The sequence below is a fragment of the Spartinivicinus ruber genome, assembly GCF_011009015.1.
GTDB lineage: Bacteria > Pseudomonadota > Gammaproteobacteria > Pseudomonadales > Zooshikellaceae > Spartinivicinus > Spartinivicinus ruber.
This window is the reverse complement of record NZ_CP048878.1, coordinates 4013541-4031532: the sequence shown is the minus strand read 5'-3', so window position 1 is coordinate 4031532 and position 17992 is coordinate 4013541. Positions and strand designations below refer to the sequence as shown.

The window sequence follows — 17992 nt, the reverse complement described above, 5'->3', positions numbered from 1 at the left end:
ATTTTGTATAGACCTCTAGCTGTTATCTGCTTCTACAGCATCATATAACCTTTCCAAAAAGTCGGGAATAGCACTGATAATACGATTCCAACTGGGAATAAAGGGGGCTTGCATGGGTCTTTTTAAGTAGTCGTCACCTGCTTCCAGAATATTACTGGCAAATAATTCTACTGCTTGTTCTTCCTTATGGCGATCTAGAGTGAGGCCATTTAGTAACGCATCATTATAATAAGACTCAATTAAATCCAGTGCTACTCGGTAATAGGTGGCTTTAATTGTACGAAAGGTTTCCATATGAAAAACCTTACCACGTGTAGCTAGTTTGCGGAAAATCGCTTTGGTAATATCGGTACTCATTTTGGCCAACCCTTTGGTTGGATCATCTATTGATAATGGCTGATGCTTATGGTCATAATTATCTGCAATATCCACCTGACAAAGACGATTATTTGCAAAATTTCGCTTCATTTCCAATAATACCCCCACTTCTAATCCCCAGTCACTGGGAATACGAAGGTGATTGAGGGCTTCAGTTTTTAAGGCAAATTCTCCCGCTAATGGGTAACGAAAACTGTCTAAGTACTCAAGGTAATCCACATGCCCCATTACTATTTTTAATGCACGTAATAAGGGAGTGATTAATAATCGACTGACTCTGCCGTTGATTGTGCCTGTGGCTACCCGTGAATAATAACCTTTACAAAAAACATAATTAAATTGGGGATGAGAAACGGGATAAAGTAGCCTGGCTAACATATCTCGATGGTAAGTTTTAATATCACAGTCATGAATTGCCACCGACTTGGCTTTGGCGGATGCGAGTACATAACCGTAGCAGTACCACACATTCCGTCCTTTTCCGTGTTCTAAGGGGGCTATATTTTTTTCTTTTAGTAGTTCGTCAAGTGCTTGTAATCGTGGGCCGTCATGCCATAACACTCGATGAGGCTGGGGGAGTCGGGAAAAATAGTCTTTTGATGCTACATAATTAGCTTCATCTGCTTGGTCCAGGCCAATGACTATTTCTGACAGGTAGGGTACTTCTGTTAGTTCACTAACAATTTGCTGTAAAGCGGGTTTGGCTAGTTCGGAATAAAGCGAGGGGAGTACTAGGGCCATTGGTGTTTGCCGGGAAAAAGCAAGCAGCTCTTTTTCCAGCTCAATGACAGAGCGTTGAGTAAGGTTGTGGAGTGTAGTGATACTACCATTTTGATGAAAGTCAGACATGGGGTAACGTTCCTTGTTGTTCAAACTGATTTAGCAGCTTGGACATCACTTGTTCCCATCCTTTAGGGCCTGGGTGAGGTGCTTGAATGAGTTGGGGGTGGTCAAGCTTTATAGCAAACTCGCCTGTTGTTTGAGGTAGCATCACCGCGATAGTCGTGGCTGCTAACATGGGCAGATCATTTTCATGATCACCTAAACCGATAGTACAGTATTGTGTACAGTGACTGGTCTGGTAGTACTTTAGCAGTGCTTTTACAGCAATTCCTTTATCGGTTTGTCCCATAACGTGTAAAAATCGTCCCCCTTTAACCAGGCTAATTTGCTGTGCGGATAAAATTTTGTGAAATTGAAGTAATTGTTCGCTAGTGTCTTGCCAAAGTATTGGAATAGAGCCCTGGCGGTTGAGTGCTTTTGCTGCCATCACTTTAGATAAGCCGGTTATTCCGACGAGGGTTTGCTTATCCCACTGGTGGAAGCCAGTAAACTTAAACCCTTGTTGATGGCATTGTTGGAGTTGCTCAACAAGGGTTTGATAGTGACAACCCAAGGTTTGCTTGATAGGTTCTGGATTACTGAAGTATTTGGCAGGTATAACAATAAAACTGCCATTTTCAGTAATAACTGGGTGATTAAGCTCTAAGGCCTGAATAATTTCAGCAATTTCTGCAAAGGTTTTACTGGAATTTATAACTAGTGGCAGCTGCAGTTGTTTAATTTTTTGCAAAGCAGGTATAGCGGCTTCAAAACGGTATTGACTGTCTAGCAAAGTGCCATCAAGGTCAGAAAATATTATCAATTGCGTCATGGCGTATGTGCTTGTGGTCAGTGTCTTGAGATTAATAGTGCAGGGTATCGATAGGTGCTAATAAATGGTAGCGATAAAAACTATTACTAAAAGTAATAACTAATAGTGCTGTTGCTACGTTTTGGCAGAGTCACCGAGTTAAAATATGACAAATTTGTGATGGCTTTTATGGAGGGCTTATTAACGAAAGGCATACCATATCCTTAAAGGCTTGTAGAAAGAGTTGCTAGTCAAACAAATACCGCAACCAAAGCAGTAGTTAACAAGAAGCGGCTGACAAAAAAGTAGCTGATAATTTATGCAGCCAAGCCAGTGGAGAGGCACGATGAATCGATTTTTTGAAGCACTTGTAATGTTAGGCTTGTTTTATTTAGTTGTTGTCGCCATCGGCATTATCGCCCTGCTTTTTTATCTTTATGGTTATTATGCATTAATACCTGCAGCAGGATTAGTTGTAGTGGTTTATCGTTTACTTAAGCGGTCCCCCTCCACAGACTTGAAGGAAACTATTTAACCCAATAAACAGCTAAATTAAGAGAGCTGGCTTTTCAAATTGACACTTGTTTTTATCCTGATGCTTAACTTTTTACCTTTATGAAATAGTTAGGCGTGATGCTGTAGCTTTTGTTAAAAACTGGTTAAGCTATTGCTGGAGCCAAGCGTATTACAAAACAATGGCTTGACTCTTCTTCAACCTGAGTAATTCTTAGCCCCTTCGGGGGCATTTTTAGTAGGTTGCTTACTTCAATGCGTTATAAGGTTGTTTTCTTTAGTAAAGTGGGGTAGAGTACGCGCCTCTGTTGCAGGGGATATAGCAGTACTGCTACATTCTATAGCAGCAGCAAGGTGAGGTGTCCGAGTGGTTGAAGGAGCACGCCTGGAAAGTGTGTATACGTTAATAGCGTATCGAGGGTTCGAATCCCTCCCTCACCGCCATTTTATTGTCTTCGAGATTTTTCCAGTCTGCCTTTATATTATAAATAATTTATTTGTTCACCATCCTTAATAGTTACTGTGAGAGTCAAATCTTTCAGTGTTATCTTGATAAAATTTTGAGCATTTGTATTTAATAAGTGGTTATTTTCTCTAGAAGCTTTGCATGGCTAAGCCAATATCCGGCTTGTGTTGGTTAACCAGTTCTAGTTCATTATTGTTGGAAGCAACGGCAAGCTTTGCTGGTAATTTTCGAAAGGCAGTAATGGTATTAATAAGCGGGAGTTCTGCTTTAGGAGAATGAATGCGAATTGCACTAAACAGGCCAAGATTAATTAAATCAATTAACTTCAAGGTTTCTCCTGTATCTTCCTGCCATTGGCCAGAGTAACGGACTGCTTCAATATAATGGTCACTCACACTCCATTTTTTTAGGAGCACAATACCTAGTGACTTGCTGTACTCTTTACATAATGTGTAGTATGTAGTTTCACTAGGCACTTCTTTCCTGCTTTTAAATGCTGAAAGTACAGCTAACGTCCCTAAGTCACTAATCAAGCTGGCAATGAGCACTTCTTCTAGAGGCCGATACTGTAATTGTTTAGCAATAACATAGCTGATCGCTGACTTCAGTTTTTGTCGTTCCCAGGCGATATTAAAGAGTTTTTTCAGCTGGGGAGATTGCATAATAAATAAACTTTTAATGCTGTGGCTCATGACAATTCGATCTACGGTTTCCCAGCCTAAATGAGCAATGACCTCTGTTAGTGATTTAGGTGATACTCGAGTGCGATAAAGTGGACTACAGGCATATTTCAATAAAATGGCTGTTAGGCTCGGATCGGCCTTAATTAATTGGGCAAGTTGTTTGTTTGTGGTACTAGGTTGATTCAGTGCAGTGCGGATTTTCATGGTAATAGTGGGTAAACTCGGTAACTGCTCCTCTTCCCGAAGTACTTGTTCAATCACTGTCCGGTAGATTGCGTAGTCCTCTAACATGGCCTTGTTCCTGGTAATATGCTTACAGGATAGTCTATTTTGGCAAGAAATATTCAGGGGAGAGACGGGCGAATAAAACCAGTGAAGCTTCTTTAATAAACTTGTAGTGAAGTTTATTAAAGAAGCTTCATGAACTAATATTACAATCACTGTTTGACCTCTAAAAGAAAAATTTTTTAGGTATAGAATTTGTATTTATAAATTAGGTGATATAGATGAAAAAAGTGATTATTTTTTATTTTACTCTAGTTGAAATATTTGTTTTTGTTGTCTTATGAATACTTAGCAAAAAAAATAAAAAATGGATCAAGAGGCTGGTTGTTTCTTTGTTTATGATCTGGTTGATATTTGCTCTGTGAGCCGTATAAAAGTATTGACCTGTTTTGTTAAAATGTGCACAATTGCACGCCTTTAAAGTCAACAGTAATACCATGGTCGATGCTAACAACACTCAAAGCTAATACTATGAAAGTGACGTTGCTCGTATCTTTGGAAGAAAGTGAGATTTGTAGTGTAGTTAAGATCTGGTTTGTTGAGGTGTGGTTACTCGGAACTATTTGTTTCTTAATGAGCGAATAGCTGTAAGTAACTGGTTTTTTTCCGTAACGTAAAGGCGTATTGGTGATATGGATCGTTTTTCAGAGAAATTATCACAGTATCTTGGCTATTTGGCGAGTGATCCGAATAATCCGATACTCTTTGCAACGGCTCTAAATATTTGTATTGAAGAGCAGCAATTAACTAAAGTCGATGAGTTGCTGAGTGCTGCGCCGGGTGTATTATTAAATGCACCGCCAGTCATATTATTAAGAGGTAAGCTGGCCTTTTTTAAGGGGGATGATGATTGTGCTTGTCAATTATTCAGCTCACTTATTGATGGTAGTGAAGAGGGAGAAACCTTACGCTACTATTATGGCGCTAGCTTATTAAGGCAGTATCAGGCGGTAGAGGCTGTAAAAGTACTTGGTTATACAGTAGGTAGTGACAACTTAATTAAACCCAGCGATTTTTCTCCCGCTTATAGACTACTTTTAGCAAGAGCTTTATATGCCTCCAGTGATGTCCAACAAGCGAAACAAGTGTTGTTGGACTGTATCCAGCAGCATCCTGGCTTTATTGTAGCAAAAGGCTTTTATAGCCTTGTATTATGGGATATGGAAGCATTTGATGAAGCATATACCATCGCAAAAGAAGTCCTAGAGCAAGAGGCTGATAATTTTGATGCACGTTTGGTGTTAGCCTATCAACCACTCTGGAATGGGCAGCTTAAATCAGCAGAAAAACAGTTTTTAGCGTTAATATCAGAGCGTTCTCATAGTGGTCGTGCCTGGCTGGGTTTGGCATTAGTACTCATGCAAAAAAACGAGCAAGCAGAGGCAATTAAAGCACTACAACAGACCGTTCGCTGGTTACCTCAGCATGTAGGGAGCTGGAATACCCTTACGTGGTGCTATTTATTAGCTGACAACATTAAAGAGGCAGAGCATGCCGCACTGCATGCAATTGAATTACAGCCTGCATTTGCTGAATCCCAGGCGTTGATGGGGTTAGTTGCTGTTGCTAAAAAGCAGTGGGATTCCGCAGAGCTTTATATTCGTAAAGCATTGAAATTGAACCCTGAGTCCATTGCTGCACGTTATGGTCAATTAATGCTGGCACAATATAATCAAGACGAGCCTGTGGCTAAGGCATTATCAGAAAACATTTTAAATACAGAGATAACTGAAGGTTTGTCGGTTCGTCAAGTTATTCAGCAACAAATGAAGAAAAAACTTCATTAGCTTGAATATTTAGTTAGAGCATAGGGTTTTTATCCGTAACCTGGCAGAAGCAAGACCTGTAAGACTAATTGAGTTTATTATTCTGAATAATGCCTAACCCCTAAAATGACTTGTAAAAAGTATAGTGCTCGACATTTCGTGTTATAAGAGTGCTTTACTTATCAAATATTACTATGCTTTACACGCTTATTAGTCAATTCTAATTAAATATAGCAGTTGTTGTAATGAAAATTGATCTAGCGCTTTTCCTTTCTGAAGATATGTTATGGCAAGCTTTAATTGTTGCAGCACCATTGCTGGGAATTAGCATGTTGGTTGGGTTGGTAGTCAGCTTGTTCCAAGTGGTTACTCAAATTCAAGAAATGACCCTTACTTTTATACCAAAAATGATCGCCATGGTTGTCGTAATTTTTCTATTAGGGCCGTGGATGCTAGGGCATATTACGGAATATACGACAACGCTTTATCAATCCATTCCGGACTTGATTAAAGAATGAGCGTAGTGATTGACCAAGCTTGGTTAGCATCACTGTTAATGTCAACGATCCGCTTTAGTTTGGCATTTTGGGCTTTATTTAGTGTAGGGGTGATAAAATTACCTGCAAAAATTAAACTGCTATTAATCTTTGGGTTGGTGATCGTTATTAATGGGCAGTTACCTGTAGGGGGCGAAATTACTGTTACTCAGCTCGTAGCGGGCATGGTAAACGAGTTAGTTAACGGAATATTGCTGAGCGTAGGAATTGTTGTCATTTACGGTGCGGTATTAATTGCAGGTCGGATAGTCGACTTGCAAGCAGGTTTTAATGCGGCTGGTGTTTTTGATCCTACCCGAGGTGGGCAGGGGGCTGTAGCAAGTGTATGGTTTAATTTATTACTGCTGATGGTGTTATTTAGCACAAATAGTCATTTAGTTATCTTAAGGTTAATAGCAGATTCTTTTGTGACAATACCCATTGGGCAGTCAGTGTTAGGCAGTTTTGGAACATTATTTAAACAGCTACCTGCCCTGTTCTTTTATGGAGTACTACTTTCATTACCTGTCATAGCATGTTTGTTTATTTTGGATTTTTGTTTAGGGGTGGTTGGTAAAACTATGCCGCAATTGAACGTATACTTTTTTGCCTTACCTCTAGGCAGTTTTGGAACATTATTTAAACACTACCTGCCCTGTTCTTTTATGGAGTACTACTTTCATTACCTGTCATAGCATGTTTGTTTATTTTGGATTTTTGTTTAGGGGTGGTTGGTAAAACTATGCCGCAATTGAACGTATACTTTTTTGCCTTACCTCTAAAACTGGTATTGGGCTCAATTTTATTAGCTATGTTACTTTATTCAAGTGCTGAGCTACTTGCTGATTTGATAGCTAATGTTGTTGACTATTTAAGTTTAGTATTGAGCAACCATGGCAAATAACAACCAGACTTCAGAAAAAACTGAAAAGCCAACGCCTTTTAAATTTGGTTTTTTTATCAACAATAGTTAGTCAGACTGGATCAACCTTTTTGCTATTACTGGTGGTCATGGTAGTCGCTGCTATTGCAGCTAACCTTTTACAAACCGGTTTTATCTTTTCATTTTATCCTCTGAAGCCTGATATAAAAAAAATAGATCCGATTAAGGGCTTTAAAAAGATTTTTTCAATGAAAGCCTTGTTTGAGTTAGTCAAGTCAGGGTTTAAATTTATAACAACTCTGGCTATAATTGGTTGGTTTTTTTATGATCATCTTGCATCGCTGCTGTTCCTTCAGGAAATGCAGTTATGGGCTGGTTTAAAAAGCACGTTATTTTTGCTATTCAAATTATTATCTTGGTTGCTAATCACGTTGTTCATTTTTGCTGCTATAGACTGGTTCTTTAGTAAGCGCCAGTATATACGTAACTTGAAGATGACTAAGCAAGACGTTAAAGATGAGTATAAGCGCCGTGAGGGTGATCCTCTCATTAAGCAAAAGCGTCGTGAAATTTTAACTCAGCTACTTAAGAAAACTCAGGGGCTTGGAAATATCAGTAAAGCTGATATGGTGGTAACTAACCCGACTCACTTTGCTGTAGCACTGCATTATGAGTGCAAAGTAATGGCTGCACCTGAAGTATTATGTAAGGGGGCTGATGAGGTTGCCTTATTTATTAGGCGAGAAGCCGTAAAACATCAAATACCAATAATAGAGAAACCGTCTTTAGCAAGGCTGTTATTCTATAACTCAGATTCTGGCAAGCCGATTCCGGAACAATCATTTTTTGATGTTGCTTTGCTTTTATATCGATTAAAAAGACAAAATATTCAAATATGCTCGTAGCCTAAAAGTTATCGCAAAGAGTGTACCCATAACGTTGTATGATATGTAGTAACTAGTTGACACCCATGACAAAACTATCAATCACAGATTTATTCGGTACTAAAAGTGAGCTCGTGTTGGTGTTGGCTATTATTGCTATCTTGCTCATCTTGTTTGTACCCATCCCAGCTTTTTTTCTTGATTTTTTGATTACCTTAAATTTTAGTATTGGTTTGCTCATTCTGCTAATGACGTTTTATATAGACCGTCCAGTAGGATTTTCCACTTTCCCCACTTTATTGCTAATTGCAACATTATTTCGGTTGGCGCTGAATATCTCCGCTACTCGGTTAATTTTGAGTAATGGTGATGCTGGTAATGTAATAGATGCTGTAGGACAGTTTGTGGTAGGTGGCAATTATATTATTGGATTAGTTGTATTTTTTATATTAATCATTGTGCAATATGTGGTTGTCACTAATGGTGCTCAACGGGTTGCTGAAGTAGCTGCACGGTTCACTTTGGATAGTATGCCGGGTAAGCAGATGAGTATTGATGCTGATTTAAATATGGGGATTATTACAGAGCAGGAAGCTCAGCAAAGACGTCATCAGCTTTCACAAGAGGCCAGCTTTTATGGTGCTATGGATGGTGCTAGTAAATTTGTGAAGGGAGACGCAATTGCGGGTATTATCATCGTTTTAATCGATATTTTAGGTGGTCTGGCCGTTGGTGTTGGGCAACAATCTTTAAGCTGGTCAGAAGCACTACATACTTACACATTGCTTACAGTTGGGGATGGTATTGTTACTCAAATTCCTGCTCTAATTTTATCTACAGCTACAGGCATTATTGTCACACGTGCGGCGAGTGACTCTTTTTTGGGGCAAGAGATTACCAGCCAAGTAGCAAAATATCCAAAAAGCTTAAGCCTGGTTGTACTGGCTTTGATAGGTTTGTTCTTTGTTAATGGAATGCCATTTTTCCCTATTTTCTTGGTATGTGCAATTGCAGCTTATCTTTTATATAAAGCATTGACAGTTGATGAGCAAACGACAGTTGATGAGACTAAAGCGGAGGTCAATACTGACCAAGAAGCTCAGCTATATAGTGACATGACAGTTGTACCATTGGAAATTATGGTAGGTACCCAGCTAGCAGAGTCTTATGGTAAGGATAGTAGCCTCTTTATGGAAAAGATCCAGTCTTTTCGAAAGCAGTATGCAATCGAATGTGGGATCGTTATCCCTAAAGTGAAAGTGGTAATTAATCCTAAAATTAATGACTGTAGTTATGAAATAAAAATTCAAGGTGGCCGGGTTGATAGTAGTGAAATTTATCCTGATAGAAAGTTAGCTATTAGTGCGAATACTTCAATTGAGTTACCTGGCATTAAAGGGCATGATCCATCTTATCATTTACCTGCTGTTTGGATTGCTGAAGAGCACGTCGAGTTAGCTCGACAGCAGCAGTGTACCATTGTAGATGCAACAACTGTATTGTTTACCCATTTCACTGAAGTTGTTAGAAGGCATAGTAGTGAGTTGATAACCAGGCAAGAAACAGAGCAACTACTCAGTGTTATAAAACAAGCCCAGCCGGGTTTATATGAAGAGGTGGTACCTAATGTATTAACCTTGACAGATATTCAAAAAGTGTTTGGTTATTTGGCTGCAGAAGGGGTGTCTATCAGAAATGTTCAGCAAATTTTTGAAGCATTAGCCGACTTTGGCAGACAAACCAAAGATATTTTGCAATTGGCTGAAATGACACGAAAGCCATTGGGGCGGATTATTTGTGAGCCTTTATTAAGCAAAGAAAGTGCTCTACATGTGTTAACTTTAGCGCCGGGACTCGAGCAGTCGCTACATCAAGCAATTCGTTCCTCTGAGGAAGGCAACTCAATCATATTACCGCCCAATGTATTAGAGCAACTATTGTTGAAATTGGCGAAAGCGGCTGAGCAAATGATGAAAGGAGGATTGAAACCTGTTTTACTTTGCTCCAGTCAAATTAGACGACCTGTAAAAAAACTAACAGAACGGATGCTATCACAATTAACAGTGATTTCGATGGTAGAGGTGCCCTCTATTGTTGATATTCGCTCTTTTCAGTTAATTAATATTGAAAAGGCTTCAATTGGTTTACAACAAGAGGTAGCAGATGGTTGAAACTGTTGAGTTAGTCAACCGTGCAATGAGTGTTGATTTGGCTAACTTAAAAATGATTAGCCACAATTTATCAAATGTTCATACCAACGGCTTTAAACGGATGGTGGGAGTTGTCAGCCAGCAGTTTAATACGACTTTTGTTGGACAAATGAATACAGAGCCATATATAGATTGGTCTGCAGGCTCAATGCAAGCAACCCATAGTTCAGCGGATTTAGCCATAAATGGCGACGGTTATTTCTTGGTCGAGAAGAATGGTACTCAATTAGTTACTCGAAAAGGACAAACGCAAATTGATGGCCAAGGCGTGTTAAGGTTAATAACAGGTGAAAAGCTTTATGGCCAGTCGGGGGAGATTGTTTTAGATCCCCTTCCTTTTGAGGTAGATCAAGTGGGAAATATCTACCAACAAGGACAAATTAAAGACAAACTACAATTAGTTAAAGTCAACTCCAGTCAATTGCAGCACTATAATAATGGGCTTTATAAGGCACTAGCCGTAACGTCATTAGCTGACGACGAAAGACAAATTCAGCAGGGATTTATAGAAAGTGCCAATGTTAGCTCCATGACTGAAATGGTTGGGTTAATGCAGTTGTCAAGGCACTTTGAGTCAATGGCAGAAGTGGCAAAAAGTTATCATCAAATCATGGGACAAGCTGTACAGCAGCTGGGGGAGTTTTAATTTATGTTGGACTCAATGTATGTTGCTGCGACAGGTATGTTAGCAGAGCAACGTAGTATTGATGTGGTAGCCAATAACTTGGCCAATTTGAATACACCTGCCTTTAAGAAGCAGCGAGCTGTATTTAATGAAATGCTACAACTGCAACAGGTCAATTCTAAACAAAATTCAGTGTTAACTGAGGGTAATGGGGTTGCTATTGCCCAGAATCAAACTGAAATGACTGCAGGTGAATTAAAAGCTACAGAAAGAAGTCTTGATATTGCAATTACAGGAAAAGGTTTTTTTGAGCTGGAGCTGGCTAATGGTGCTATTGCTTACACGCGAAATGGTAGTTTAAAGCTTGATAATAAAGGCTATTTAACGACTCAGTCAGGACATTTGTTAGCAGATAGGATTCAGATACCCCCAGATAGCAAAACAATTTCTATTTCTGAGCAAGGGCAAGTTACTGCATTAGTTGATCAGGAATTAATAGAGCTTGGTCAGCTACAGTTGGTTTCTTTTATGAGTGAGTCCGGTTTAGATGCACATGGTAATGGTATTTATACGCCTACTGATAAAGCTGGTGCACCTTATTATTCTATGGCAGGTGAAAATGGAACTGGTAAAATTCAGCAAGGGTTTCTAGAAACCAGTAATGTTGAGTTAACTGATGAACTCATGTGGTTGACTTTAGCACAACGTGGTTATGAAGCTAATGCTCAGGTTATTCGTGCAGCAGACAATATTCTTAGAATTACCAATAATTTGCGCGGTAACTAAATTGATCAACCCTGGTATCCTGGTAAAATTGGTTGCTGGGTTAATAATGATTGTGGCTATGAACAGTTATGGGCGTGAGCAATCTTTGTTTGTGATTGATTTGTGGCCAGTCATTAAAATTCATTCACCTCAGGTTGGTGTTGAGCAGCTGGGAATATTTAGTGATAAGAACTTAAATAAATGGTTGAAGATAAAGTCTGTAGTGGTCGATTTACAACCTGGACAATATCAATTTTTTAATAAAATACAGTTGAGAAAACTATTTTCTATACCTAAAAATACCAAGCTTTCAGGCCCCAGGTTTGTTAAAATTGTTAGAGGTGGTCATCAAATTGAGATGACCCCGCTGGTTGATGAAGCTAAAGCATTACTCAAACAACATTATGGGAAAAATATAAGACTTGAACCATTGGCGAAAATTAAGCCACTGGAATTAGCAAGTCGAGAGTATCATTGGCAATTATCCCATCAAAAAAAAAACGGGAATATAGCTAGGCTTTGTGTACTGGCTGAAGTGTCTTATGGTAATGGGAAAAAAGCAAAGACTAAACGTAGAACAGTACCTTTATGGTTTAAAGCAACATTAGAAAAATATGTTTGGATATTAACTACAGATGTTGCATCAAAAAGCCATTTTAGCCCTGTTTCTGTTATGCTAAAACAGCATAATATTGCTAATGTTCAAGGGCGGGTATTACATGAACTACCGAACTTAAACCAGCAGCGGTTTGTAGCGGCATACCAGCAAGGGGCTGTATTAACAACGGCAATGTTAGAACCGATACCCCCTGTTGAAAAAGGCAAACCGGTAAGGGTAACCAGTATTTCTGGCCGGGTTATTATTAACGCTAAAGCGATTGCACTGGAAGACGGCAAGTTGCAACAGCAAATAAAAGTGCAGTCATTAAGCAGTGGTGAAACATATTTGGCAACAGTAATTGGTGAAAATACAGTATTAGCTGGACATTAAAAATGAAGCGATTTATTTCCACCCTAGTTTTTTTAAGCCTCGTGAAAATTGCTGGTGCACAAAGCTTGTTTTCAGAAGCAGAGTATAAGTCATTAGTTGCAGATCCTATTGCAAAGCAAGTAGGTGACAGTGTAACAGTATTAGTGATTGAAACATCGAAAGCAAAAACCAATAGTCAAGATCAGGATGATGGTAGTTTGGATGTGGGAGGAAAATTCAGTACTACCAATCGCTCCGAACAAGGCAGTATAGGGTTAAACCTGGGATATGACGCCAGATCGGCCAATGCTCGGGGTGGAGAGTTAAGAGCACAAATTAGTGTTGATATCAAACACCAGGATCATTTAGGTCGTTTGTATATAGAAGGTAGGCAGGTCATTGTTGTGGATGGTGAAGAACAGTTTTTAAGTATTAGTGGTTGGATAAGGCCTGAGCATATTATGGCAAACAACACAGTTTTATCGACACGTATAAGTAACTCAAGAATTGAATATACTGGATATGATACTGAAGAAGAGGGCTTCTTTAGTCGTCTGTTATCCTGGATTGGTTTTTAATTATGCTGTTTATCAGGTTTTTAGTTGTTATTCTCTTGAGTATATGCGCTGTAGCCAGTGTTGTAGCAAAAGGTATCCGTTTAAAAGAATTAGCACGTATAGAAGGTGTTAGAGATAATGCTTTGGTTGGTTATGGCGTAGTGGCTGGTTTAGCGGGAACAGGAGACACACGTCGTAGTTTGTCTACTGCACAATCGATCATGAATACGCTGCGCCATTTTGGTATTCAGGTTAATGAAAAAGATATTAATAGCCGAAATGTTGCAGCTGTTATGATTACAGCAAATTTACCCGCTTTTGCCCAAGCAGGTGATAAATTGGATGTCAATATTGCTTCCATTGGTGATGCGCGTAGTCTAGTAGGTGGTACGTTATTTCTAACTCCGTTAAAGGCTGCTAACGGTAAAGTATATGGTTTAGCACAAGGCCCTGTGTCAGTAGGTGGTTTTAAGTATGATATGTATGGTAATGTCATCCAAAAAAATCATCCAACAGTAGGCATTATTCCAAATGGATTAACGGTTGAAAAAGCGGTAGTCGAAAATGCATTTGGGGAAGCGGGAAAGCTATCAATTTTACTGCATAATCCAGACTTTACCACAGCAAAAAGAATTAAAGATAGTTTAAGAAGAAGGTTGTCCCAAGCTAAAATTATTGCGCCTAATCCAGGGAAAATCATTATTTATTATAATGCAGAACGAATGGATATGGTTGACTTGGTGGCTACTATTGAGAATATACAGGTAACACCAGATAAAATTGCCCGGGTGGTGGTCAATGAACGAACGGGTACTATTGTGTCAGGTGCTAATGTTATTTTAGATAATGTGTCGATATCTCATGGTAATCTTGAGATATCTATAAGTACCCGATTCAATGTTTCTCAACCAAGTATTGTTAGTTTTGGTAATAATCAAATTTCAGATGCAAAAACGACAGTTGTTCCAGATACCCAAATTGATGTAAAAGAGTCTGTAGTGGACTCTGTTACTTTACCTAAAGGATCTACAGTAGGGGAGCTGGTGGCAGCATTACGACAAATACGTGTCAGTACCAGAGATTTAATTGCTGTTTTACAATCTATTAAATCGGCAGGTGCTTTGCATGCTGAGCTAGTTATTAAATAACAGGTACTTTTATGGAAATTTTTACTGAAACTATTACAGAAGCTTTGATTAATAAGATGCTTGATCGTTCTGTTTTGGAACACAAGTTAATTGCAAATAATGTAGCTAATGTTAATACAAAAAATTATGTACCATTAACAACAAAAAACAGTGAAACCTTTGAAGCTATTCTGGCTAGTTTTGAAGAGCAGGCTGAAGAAGTGCGCCAATCGCAATTGAAATCAATTGTGAAAGACTGGGATATAACAGCAGAAATAGCAGCGGAAACTAATAAAGATACTGTCGCAATTGACGATGAAATGGCAAAGCTGTCAATGAATACTTTACATTATCAAGCACTGCTACGTGCCAAGTCAGAATTAAAAGATCTAATGACTGTGGCTGTGCAAGGAGTGAAATAATGGATTTAGCTAATAGTTTTGACATTAGCTTGACTGGTTTGCAGCTGGAAAAATTACGAGTGAACACCGTTGCGCTCAATCTAGCGAATGCAAATACTGTTGCAAAGGCTGATGAGGAAGCATTTAAAGCTGTAGAAGTGGTGGTTGAAAACTTGACTCAACAGCTGGTTAAGGGGATACAACCAGAGGCAATTCAGTTGGTTGAAAAAGATCAAGAACCATTAAAAGTCTATGATCCAACTCATCCATTAGCCGACGATGCTGGGTTTATTAGAAAGCCTAATATTAATCCAACAAATGAGATGTTAACCCTGATGACAGCTGTCAGGAGTTACGAAGCAAACTTACAAGTGCTAAAAGCTTCCAGGCAGATGGCATTAATGGCAATTGATCCAGGTAAAGCATAGTGGAAATTTTCTCATTAGACGAAGCTACCAAAGTTTTTCAGCAGTCATTAAGCATTGATCAGGCACAATCGAGTTTTAATTCAGTGTACGATACTATTGCTAAGCTAAATCAACCACTAGTAGATGCTGATAAAGCCGCCCAGCAAGTTGCATTAGGAAATTTGGATAATTTACATCAAACTATGTCCACAATTCGGCAGGCTAAAATTACGCTTGAAGCTGCAATGCAAATAAGAAATACAGCTTTAGAAGCCTATAAAGAACTAATGCAAACACAAGTATAAATTATGTACTATCTTTAGAGGTGCACATAGAAAGTTATGATTCAGCAACTCGATGCCAATCAGAAAAAAAAGGTTTTAATACTCGCTGCTGTTATAGTCATTACTGTTATGATTGGTATGGCTTTGTTTATTTGGTCGTTTGATCGATATGTCAATGTTGCAACTAATTTAACGAAAGAACAAACAGCAAATATTATAGATGCATTTGAGCGGCATAAGGTAAATTACCAGTTTGATCAGGGTAATCTACTAGTGGATAAAAGCCAGTTACAACAAGCCAGACTGGTATTAGCAAAAAATGGCTTTTATGCTGAACAAAACCAAGGGTTTGAGTTGTTTGATCAGGAAAACTATGGTGTAACACGATTTTCTCAAAAAATTACTTATCAACGTGCACTACAAGGTGAACTGGAGAGAACAATTGTGTCTCTCGCTGAAGTGAGTAATGCTAGGGTTCATATTGTATTGTCTGATAAAAAACCATTTGCTAAAAAAGCAACAGCTAAAGCATCAGTATCTGTGCAGCTTAAGCCTGGTGCACAGTTAATGGGTTATCAAATAAAAGGTATTCAACAATTAGTGGCTGGTGCTGTGCCAGATTTGGCTATAGAACAGGTGACTGTATTGGATCAAGCTGGACGAGTTATTTCCAATGGTACCACTGATAGTGCATTAGCTTCAGATAAGCTTTCATTCAAGCAGCAATTAGAAAGTTATTATAAAGCGAAAATAACCTCATTAATTTCATCATTACACCAGGTTAGACCACTTGTTAATGTGGATATTGCGCTTGACTATACCAAGCAGCGAGTTACCCGTGAGTCTGCATTACCTGTAGAGGGTTCCCAGCAAGGAGTCTTGATTTCCAGTAAAATAAATAAACAGTTTACTAATGAAAGCCCACAAAAAAATAAAGTGAGTAAACCGCTTAAATCAGAGGTCGTAGAACAACGTTTTGCCGTAACAAAGGAAGTATCTGAATCGGTAAACGCGCCAGGAAGTATTAGTCGGATTACAATAGCAGTGATTATTCCTTACGCATTAGATAATGATCAGTTGCAAAGTGTCGAAAATGTTATTAAGCAAACAGTTGGCTTCAATACCTCAAGGGGTGATGCGATTGCTGTGACTACTTGGGAGCCAGTAGCTGTAAATGAACCGTTAGAGATAAAAAGTAATGACACAGCAGTGTTTGATCATTCAGGAGAGGGTGAAGCTTTGGAAGCTCACTTACCTCGCTCAAATGACGCTTTTATAGCTTTTTCTCAATTAAGTTCAACACATTTGGTAGTGCTGGCTGGCGCTTTATTAGTTTTGTTGCTTGTATTTGGACTTAGCTACTTTAGACGCAATCGCTTAGCGGCTAATGAAAGACAACAGTTGTTATCTGACATCAATGAATGGTTGAAGGTAGCTGACCATGCAAAATGAGTCGTTTACTGTAGAAAAGCTAATTGCATTGAAACTGATGACATTACACTGGTTGGATCGTCGTTGGTTATTAGCACGTTTAAAACAAGATCGGCGTCAACAAGTCATTTATTGGCTAGAACAGTTTAAGCAGCGTTATAAACATTTATCATACCAGTCGATAACGGAAATTTTAGCTGAACACCAAACACTATTTGTTGGTCAAATTAACTCACAACTAATAAGGTCAGCTACTTCAACGCGGTCTATAGATGATGAGTTACAAGGGTTACCTTTATCTGTTATGCAGGTTTTTTCAGAGCAGGTTTCCCCTTTTTTGGCAAAGCAGTTGACTCAACAAAAGATGCCATTGCTTGAAATAACCGAGCATACAAGAGAAACACTAAAATCCATTGTAATGGAAGTATCGAGTCAGGGAGAGGTGATCCATGGCCCAGATTATTCGTGATGCTTCAATTGTAGGGAAACGACAACTGTTGGAGGCATCTGGAGCATCGGGTGCTCAAGCAAGTGTAAATAAATCAGAACCGTCAAATAAAATAGAAAATTTAATTTGCGAGAATAACCAACTAGTAGAACAGCTTGCTTTACTTCAGCAAGAAAAAAAACAGTTGCAGACAGAAAATGCTACTTTGCAACAAGCGCTTAATGAATATCAACAAACAATTGTTAGAGATCGCCAGCAGGCGGAACATGAAGGCTATCAAGCAGGCCATGAAAAAGGGTTAGATATTGCAACGAATGAAGTAAACCAGCAGTTTGAAGTACAGTTGAGGCATTTAGAAGCAGCTACAGAGCTGTTAAAAAAACAGTTGAAGGTTGAGCAGGCTAAACTTGATGAGAAAATAGTCAGTCAAGCATTATTAGTGATATCTCATTTGGCTGGTAAGTTGTATTTAAATGAAGACTTTTTTATTCACTGGGTAAAAACTAGCTTACAGCAGATTTCAACCAATAAAAAAATAACTGTGTTGCTTAGTCAGGTTGACTTTCAACGCATTAACCCAGTGATAGAGCAAATCCAGGCACAGCTGAGTCCACTCAATATAGAGTGGCAAGTTGATCAGACAAAACCAACTGGTGAATTGCATTTTATTGCAGATTATGGATGCTGGAAACTTTCTTATAAGGAACAGTTGGAACAACTTGAGCAATTATTAGAGTAAA

At 38.8% G+C, this 17992-nt stretch carries 21 protein-coding genes and 1 tRNA gene; 19 read left to right on the top strand and 3 right to left on the bottom strand.

Annotation, left to right across the window (positions count from 1 at the left end; translation table 11 throughout):
* Positions 1-15: 15 nt before the first annotated feature.
* Together G4Y78_RS18260 and G4Y78_RS18255 are read right to left on the bottom strand one after the other, a co-directional pair.
* A complete protein-coding gene (locus G4Y78_RS18260) occupies positions 16-1227 on the bottom strand; it encodes a glycosyltransferase family protein (protein WP_163834392.1) in 1212 nt (403 codons plus the stop codon).
* A complete protein-coding gene (locus tag G4Y78_RS18255) occupies positions 1220-2032 on the bottom strand; it encodes an HAD-IIB family hydrolase (RefSeq protein ID WP_163834391.1) in 813 nt (270 codons plus the stop codon). Before G4Y78_RS18255 ends, G4Y78_RS18260 begins: the two co-directional genes overlap by 8 nt.
* 325 nt (positions 2033-2357) lie before the next feature.
* Between G4Y78_RS18255 and G4Y78_RS18250 the strand changes: the two genes are divergently transcribed.
* A complete protein-coding gene (locus G4Y78_RS18250; RefSeq protein ID WP_163834390.1) occupies positions 2358-2546 on the top strand; it encodes a hypothetical protein in 189 nt (62 codons plus the stop codon).
* Positions 2547-2877: 331 nt separating this feature from the next.
* Positions 2878-2968 (top strand) — tRNA-Ser (locus tag G4Y78_RS18245).
* Between the two features lie 150 nt (positions 2969-3118).
* On the opposite strand, the gene G4Y78_RS18240 is transcribed toward G4Y78_RS18245, so the two are convergent.
* The gene (locus G4Y78_RS18240; protein WP_163834389.1) at positions 3119-3964 is read right to left on the bottom strand and encodes an HDOD domain-containing protein; all 846 of its coding nucleotides are present in this window, start codon (positions 3962-3964) and stop codon (positions 3119-3121) included.
* 626 nt (positions 3965-4590) lie between these two features.
* Between G4Y78_RS18240 and G4Y78_RS18235 the strand changes: the two genes are divergently transcribed.
* From G4Y78_RS18235 to G4Y78_RS18155, 17 genes are all read left to right on the top strand, one after another.
* Complete coding sequence (locus tag G4Y78_RS18235; RefSeq protein ID WP_163834388.1) at positions 4591-5745, top strand: tetratricopeptide repeat protein; 1155 nt, start codon at positions 4591-4593, stop codon at positions 5743-5745.
* 224 nt (positions 5746-5969) lie between these two features.
* Positions 5970-6242 carry a flagellar biosynthesis protein FliQ gene (fliQ, locus tag G4Y78_RS18230; RefSeq protein ID WP_163834387.1) on the top strand — a complete coding sequence of 91 codons (273 nt, stop codon included), beginning with the start codon at positions 5970-5972 and terminating at the stop codon, positions 6240-6242.
* Positions 6239-6955, top strand: a complete 717-nt coding sequence (locus G4Y78_RS18225; protein ID WP_222937527.1) for a flagellar biosynthetic protein FliR — start codon at positions 6239-6241, stop codon at positions 6953-6955. Before fliQ ends, G4Y78_RS18225 begins: the two co-directional genes overlap by 4 nt.
* Before the next feature lie 5 nt (positions 6956-6960).
* Positions 6961-7164 (top strand): flagellar biosynthetic protein FliR, encoded by a 204-nt coding sequence (locus tag G4Y78_RS31745; RefSeq protein WP_408022076.1) that lies wholly within the window; start codon positions 6961-6963, stop codon positions 7162-7164.
* A 44-nt stretch (positions 7165-7208) separates the two neighbouring features.
* Positions 7209-8048 (top strand): EscU/YscU/HrcU family type III secretion system export apparatus switch protein, encoded by an 840-nt coding sequence (locus tag G4Y78_RS18215; protein WP_163834385.1) that lies wholly within the window; start codon positions 7209-7211, stop codon positions 8046-8048.
* A 65-nt stretch (positions 8049-8113) separates the two neighbouring features.
* Positions 8114-10198, top strand: coding sequence for a flagellar biosynthesis protein FlhA (locus G4Y78_RS18210; RefSeq protein ID WP_163834384.1), 2085 nt, complete (start codon positions 8114-8116; stop codon positions 10196-10198).
* On the top strand, positions 10191-10883 hold the full coding sequence (locus G4Y78_RS18205) for a flagellar hook-basal body protein (protein ID WP_163834383.1): 693 nt from the start codon (positions 10191-10193) through the stop codon (positions 10881-10883). The genes G4Y78_RS18210 and G4Y78_RS18205 overlap by 8 nt, the downstream gene beginning before the upstream one ends.
* Positions 10884-10886: 3 nt before the next feature.
* A complete protein-coding gene (locus tag G4Y78_RS18200; protein WP_163834382.1) occupies positions 10887-11648 on the top strand; it encodes a flagellar hook-basal body protein in 762 nt (253 codons plus the stop codon).
* Complete coding sequence (gene flgA, locus G4Y78_RS18195) at positions 11599-12618, top strand: flagellar basal body P-ring formation chaperone FlgA (RefSeq protein ID WP_163834381.1); 1020 nt, start codon at positions 11599-11601, stop codon at positions 12616-12618. Before G4Y78_RS18200 ends, flgA begins: the two co-directional genes overlap by 50 nt.
* 2 nt (positions 12619-12620) lie before the next feature.
* Complete coding sequence (locus G4Y78_RS18190; protein WP_163834380.1) at positions 12621-13175, top strand: flagellar basal body L-ring protein FlgH; 555 nt, start codon at positions 12621-12623, stop codon at positions 13173-13175.
* Between the two features lie 2 nt (positions 13176-13177).
* Positions 13178-14302, top strand: coding sequence for a flagellar basal body P-ring protein FlgI (locus tag G4Y78_RS18185; protein WP_163834379.1), 1125 nt, complete (start codon positions 13178-13180; stop codon positions 14300-14302).
* Positions 14303-14313: 11 nt separating this feature from the next.
* Positions 14314-14703 carry a flagellar basal body rod protein FlgB gene (locus G4Y78_RS18180; protein WP_163834378.1) on the top strand — a complete coding sequence of 130 codons (390 nt, stop codon included), beginning with the start codon at positions 14314-14316 and terminating at the stop codon, positions 14701-14703.
* The gene (gene flgC / locus G4Y78_RS18175; RefSeq protein ID WP_163834377.1) at positions 14703-15110 is read left to right on the top strand and encodes a flagellar basal body rod protein FlgC; all 408 of its coding nucleotides are present in this window, start codon (positions 14703-14705) and stop codon (positions 15108-15110) included. Before G4Y78_RS18180 ends, flgC begins: the two co-directional genes overlap by 1 nt.
* Positions 15110-15394 (top strand): flagellar hook-basal body complex protein FliE, encoded by a 285-nt coding sequence (gene fliE, locus G4Y78_RS18170; RefSeq protein WP_163834376.1) that lies wholly within the window; start codon positions 15110-15112, stop codon positions 15392-15394. Before flgC ends, fliE begins: the two co-directional genes overlap by 1 nt.
* Positions 15395-15430: 36 nt before the next feature.
* Positions 15431-16825 carry a flagellar basal-body MS-ring/collar protein FliF gene (gene fliF / locus G4Y78_RS18165; protein WP_163834375.1) on the top strand — a complete coding sequence of 465 codons (1395 nt, stop codon included), beginning with the start codon at positions 15431-15433 and terminating at the stop codon, positions 16823-16825.
* Positions 16815-17273, top strand: coding sequence for a hypothetical protein (locus G4Y78_RS18160; protein WP_163834374.1), 459 nt, complete (start codon positions 16815-16817; stop codon positions 17271-17273). Before fliF ends, G4Y78_RS18160 begins: the two co-directional genes overlap by 11 nt.
* The gene (locus tag G4Y78_RS18155; RefSeq protein ID WP_163834373.1) at positions 17254-17991 is read left to right on the top strand and encodes a FliH/SctL family protein; all 738 of its coding nucleotides are present in this window, start codon (positions 17254-17256) and stop codon (positions 17989-17991) included. Before G4Y78_RS18160 ends, G4Y78_RS18155 begins: the two co-directional genes overlap by 20 nt.
* Position 17992 lies beyond the last annotated feature (1 nt).

Excerpts from the sequence above, each read along its gene's own strand:
- G4Y78_RS18260 (WP_163834392.1), bottom strand. The coding sequence starts at position 1,227 with ATGTCTGACTTTCATCAAAATGGTAGTATCACTACACTCCACAACCTT.
- G4Y78_RS18255 (WP_163834391.1), bottom strand. The coding sequence starts at position 2,032 with ATGACGCAATTGATAATATTTTCTGACCTTGATGGCACTTTGCTAGAC.
- G4Y78_RS18250 (WP_163834390.1), top strand. The coding sequence starts at position 2,358 with ATGAATCGATTTTTTGAAGCACTTGTAATGTTAGGCTTGTTTTATTTA.
- G4Y78_RS18240 (WP_163834389.1), bottom strand. The coding sequence starts at position 3,964 with ATGTTAGAGGACTACGCAATCTACCGGACAGTGATTGAACAAGTACTT.
- G4Y78_RS18235 (WP_163834388.1), top strand. The coding sequence starts at position 4,591 with ATGGATCGTTTTTCAGAGAAATTATCACAGTATCTTGGCTATTTGGCG.
- fliQ (WP_163834387.1), top strand. The coding sequence starts at position 5,970 with ATGAAAATTGATCTAGCGCTTTTCCTTTCTGAAGATATGTTATGGCAA.
- G4Y78_RS18225 (WP_222937527.1), top strand. The coding sequence starts at position 6,239 with ATGAGCGTAGTGATTGACCAAGCTTGGTTAGCATCACTGTTAATGTCA.
- G4Y78_RS18210 (WP_163834384.1), top strand. The coding sequence starts at position 8,114 with ATGACAAAACTATCAATCACAGATTTATTCGGTACTAAAAGTGAGCTC.
- G4Y78_RS18205 (WP_163834383.1), top strand. The coding sequence starts at position 10,191 with ATGGTTGAAACTGTTGAGTTAGTCAACCGTGCAATGAGTGTTGATTTG.
- G4Y78_RS18200 (WP_163834382.1), top strand. The coding sequence starts at position 10,887 with ATGTTGGACTCAATGTATGTTGCTGCGACAGGTATGTTAGCAGAGCAA.
- G4Y78_RS18190 (WP_163834380.1), top strand. The coding sequence starts at position 12,621 with ATGAAGCGATTTATTTCCACCCTAGTTTTTTTAAGCCTCGTGAAAATT.
- G4Y78_RS18185 (WP_163834379.1), top strand. The coding sequence starts at position 13,178 with ATGCTGTTTATCAGGTTTTTAGTTGTTATTCTCTTGAGTATATGCGCT.
- G4Y78_RS18180 (WP_163834378.1), top strand. The coding sequence starts at position 14,314 with ATGGAAATTTTTACTGAAACTATTACAGAAGCTTTGATTAATAAGATG.
- flgC (WP_163834377.1), top strand. The coding sequence starts at position 14,703 with ATGGATTTAGCTAATAGTTTTGACATTAGCTTGACTGGTTTGCAGCTG.
- fliF (WP_163834375.1), top strand. The coding sequence starts at position 15,431 with ATGATTCAGCAACTCGATGCCAATCAGAAAAAAAAGGTTTTAATACTC.
- G4Y78_RS18160 (WP_163834374.1), top strand. The coding sequence starts at position 16,815 with ATGCAAAATGAGTCGTTTACTGTAGAAAAGCTAATTGCATTGAAACTG.
- G4Y78_RS18155 (WP_163834373.1), top strand. The coding sequence starts at position 17,254 with ATGGCCCAGATTATTCGTGATGCTTCAATTGTAGGGAAACGACAACTG.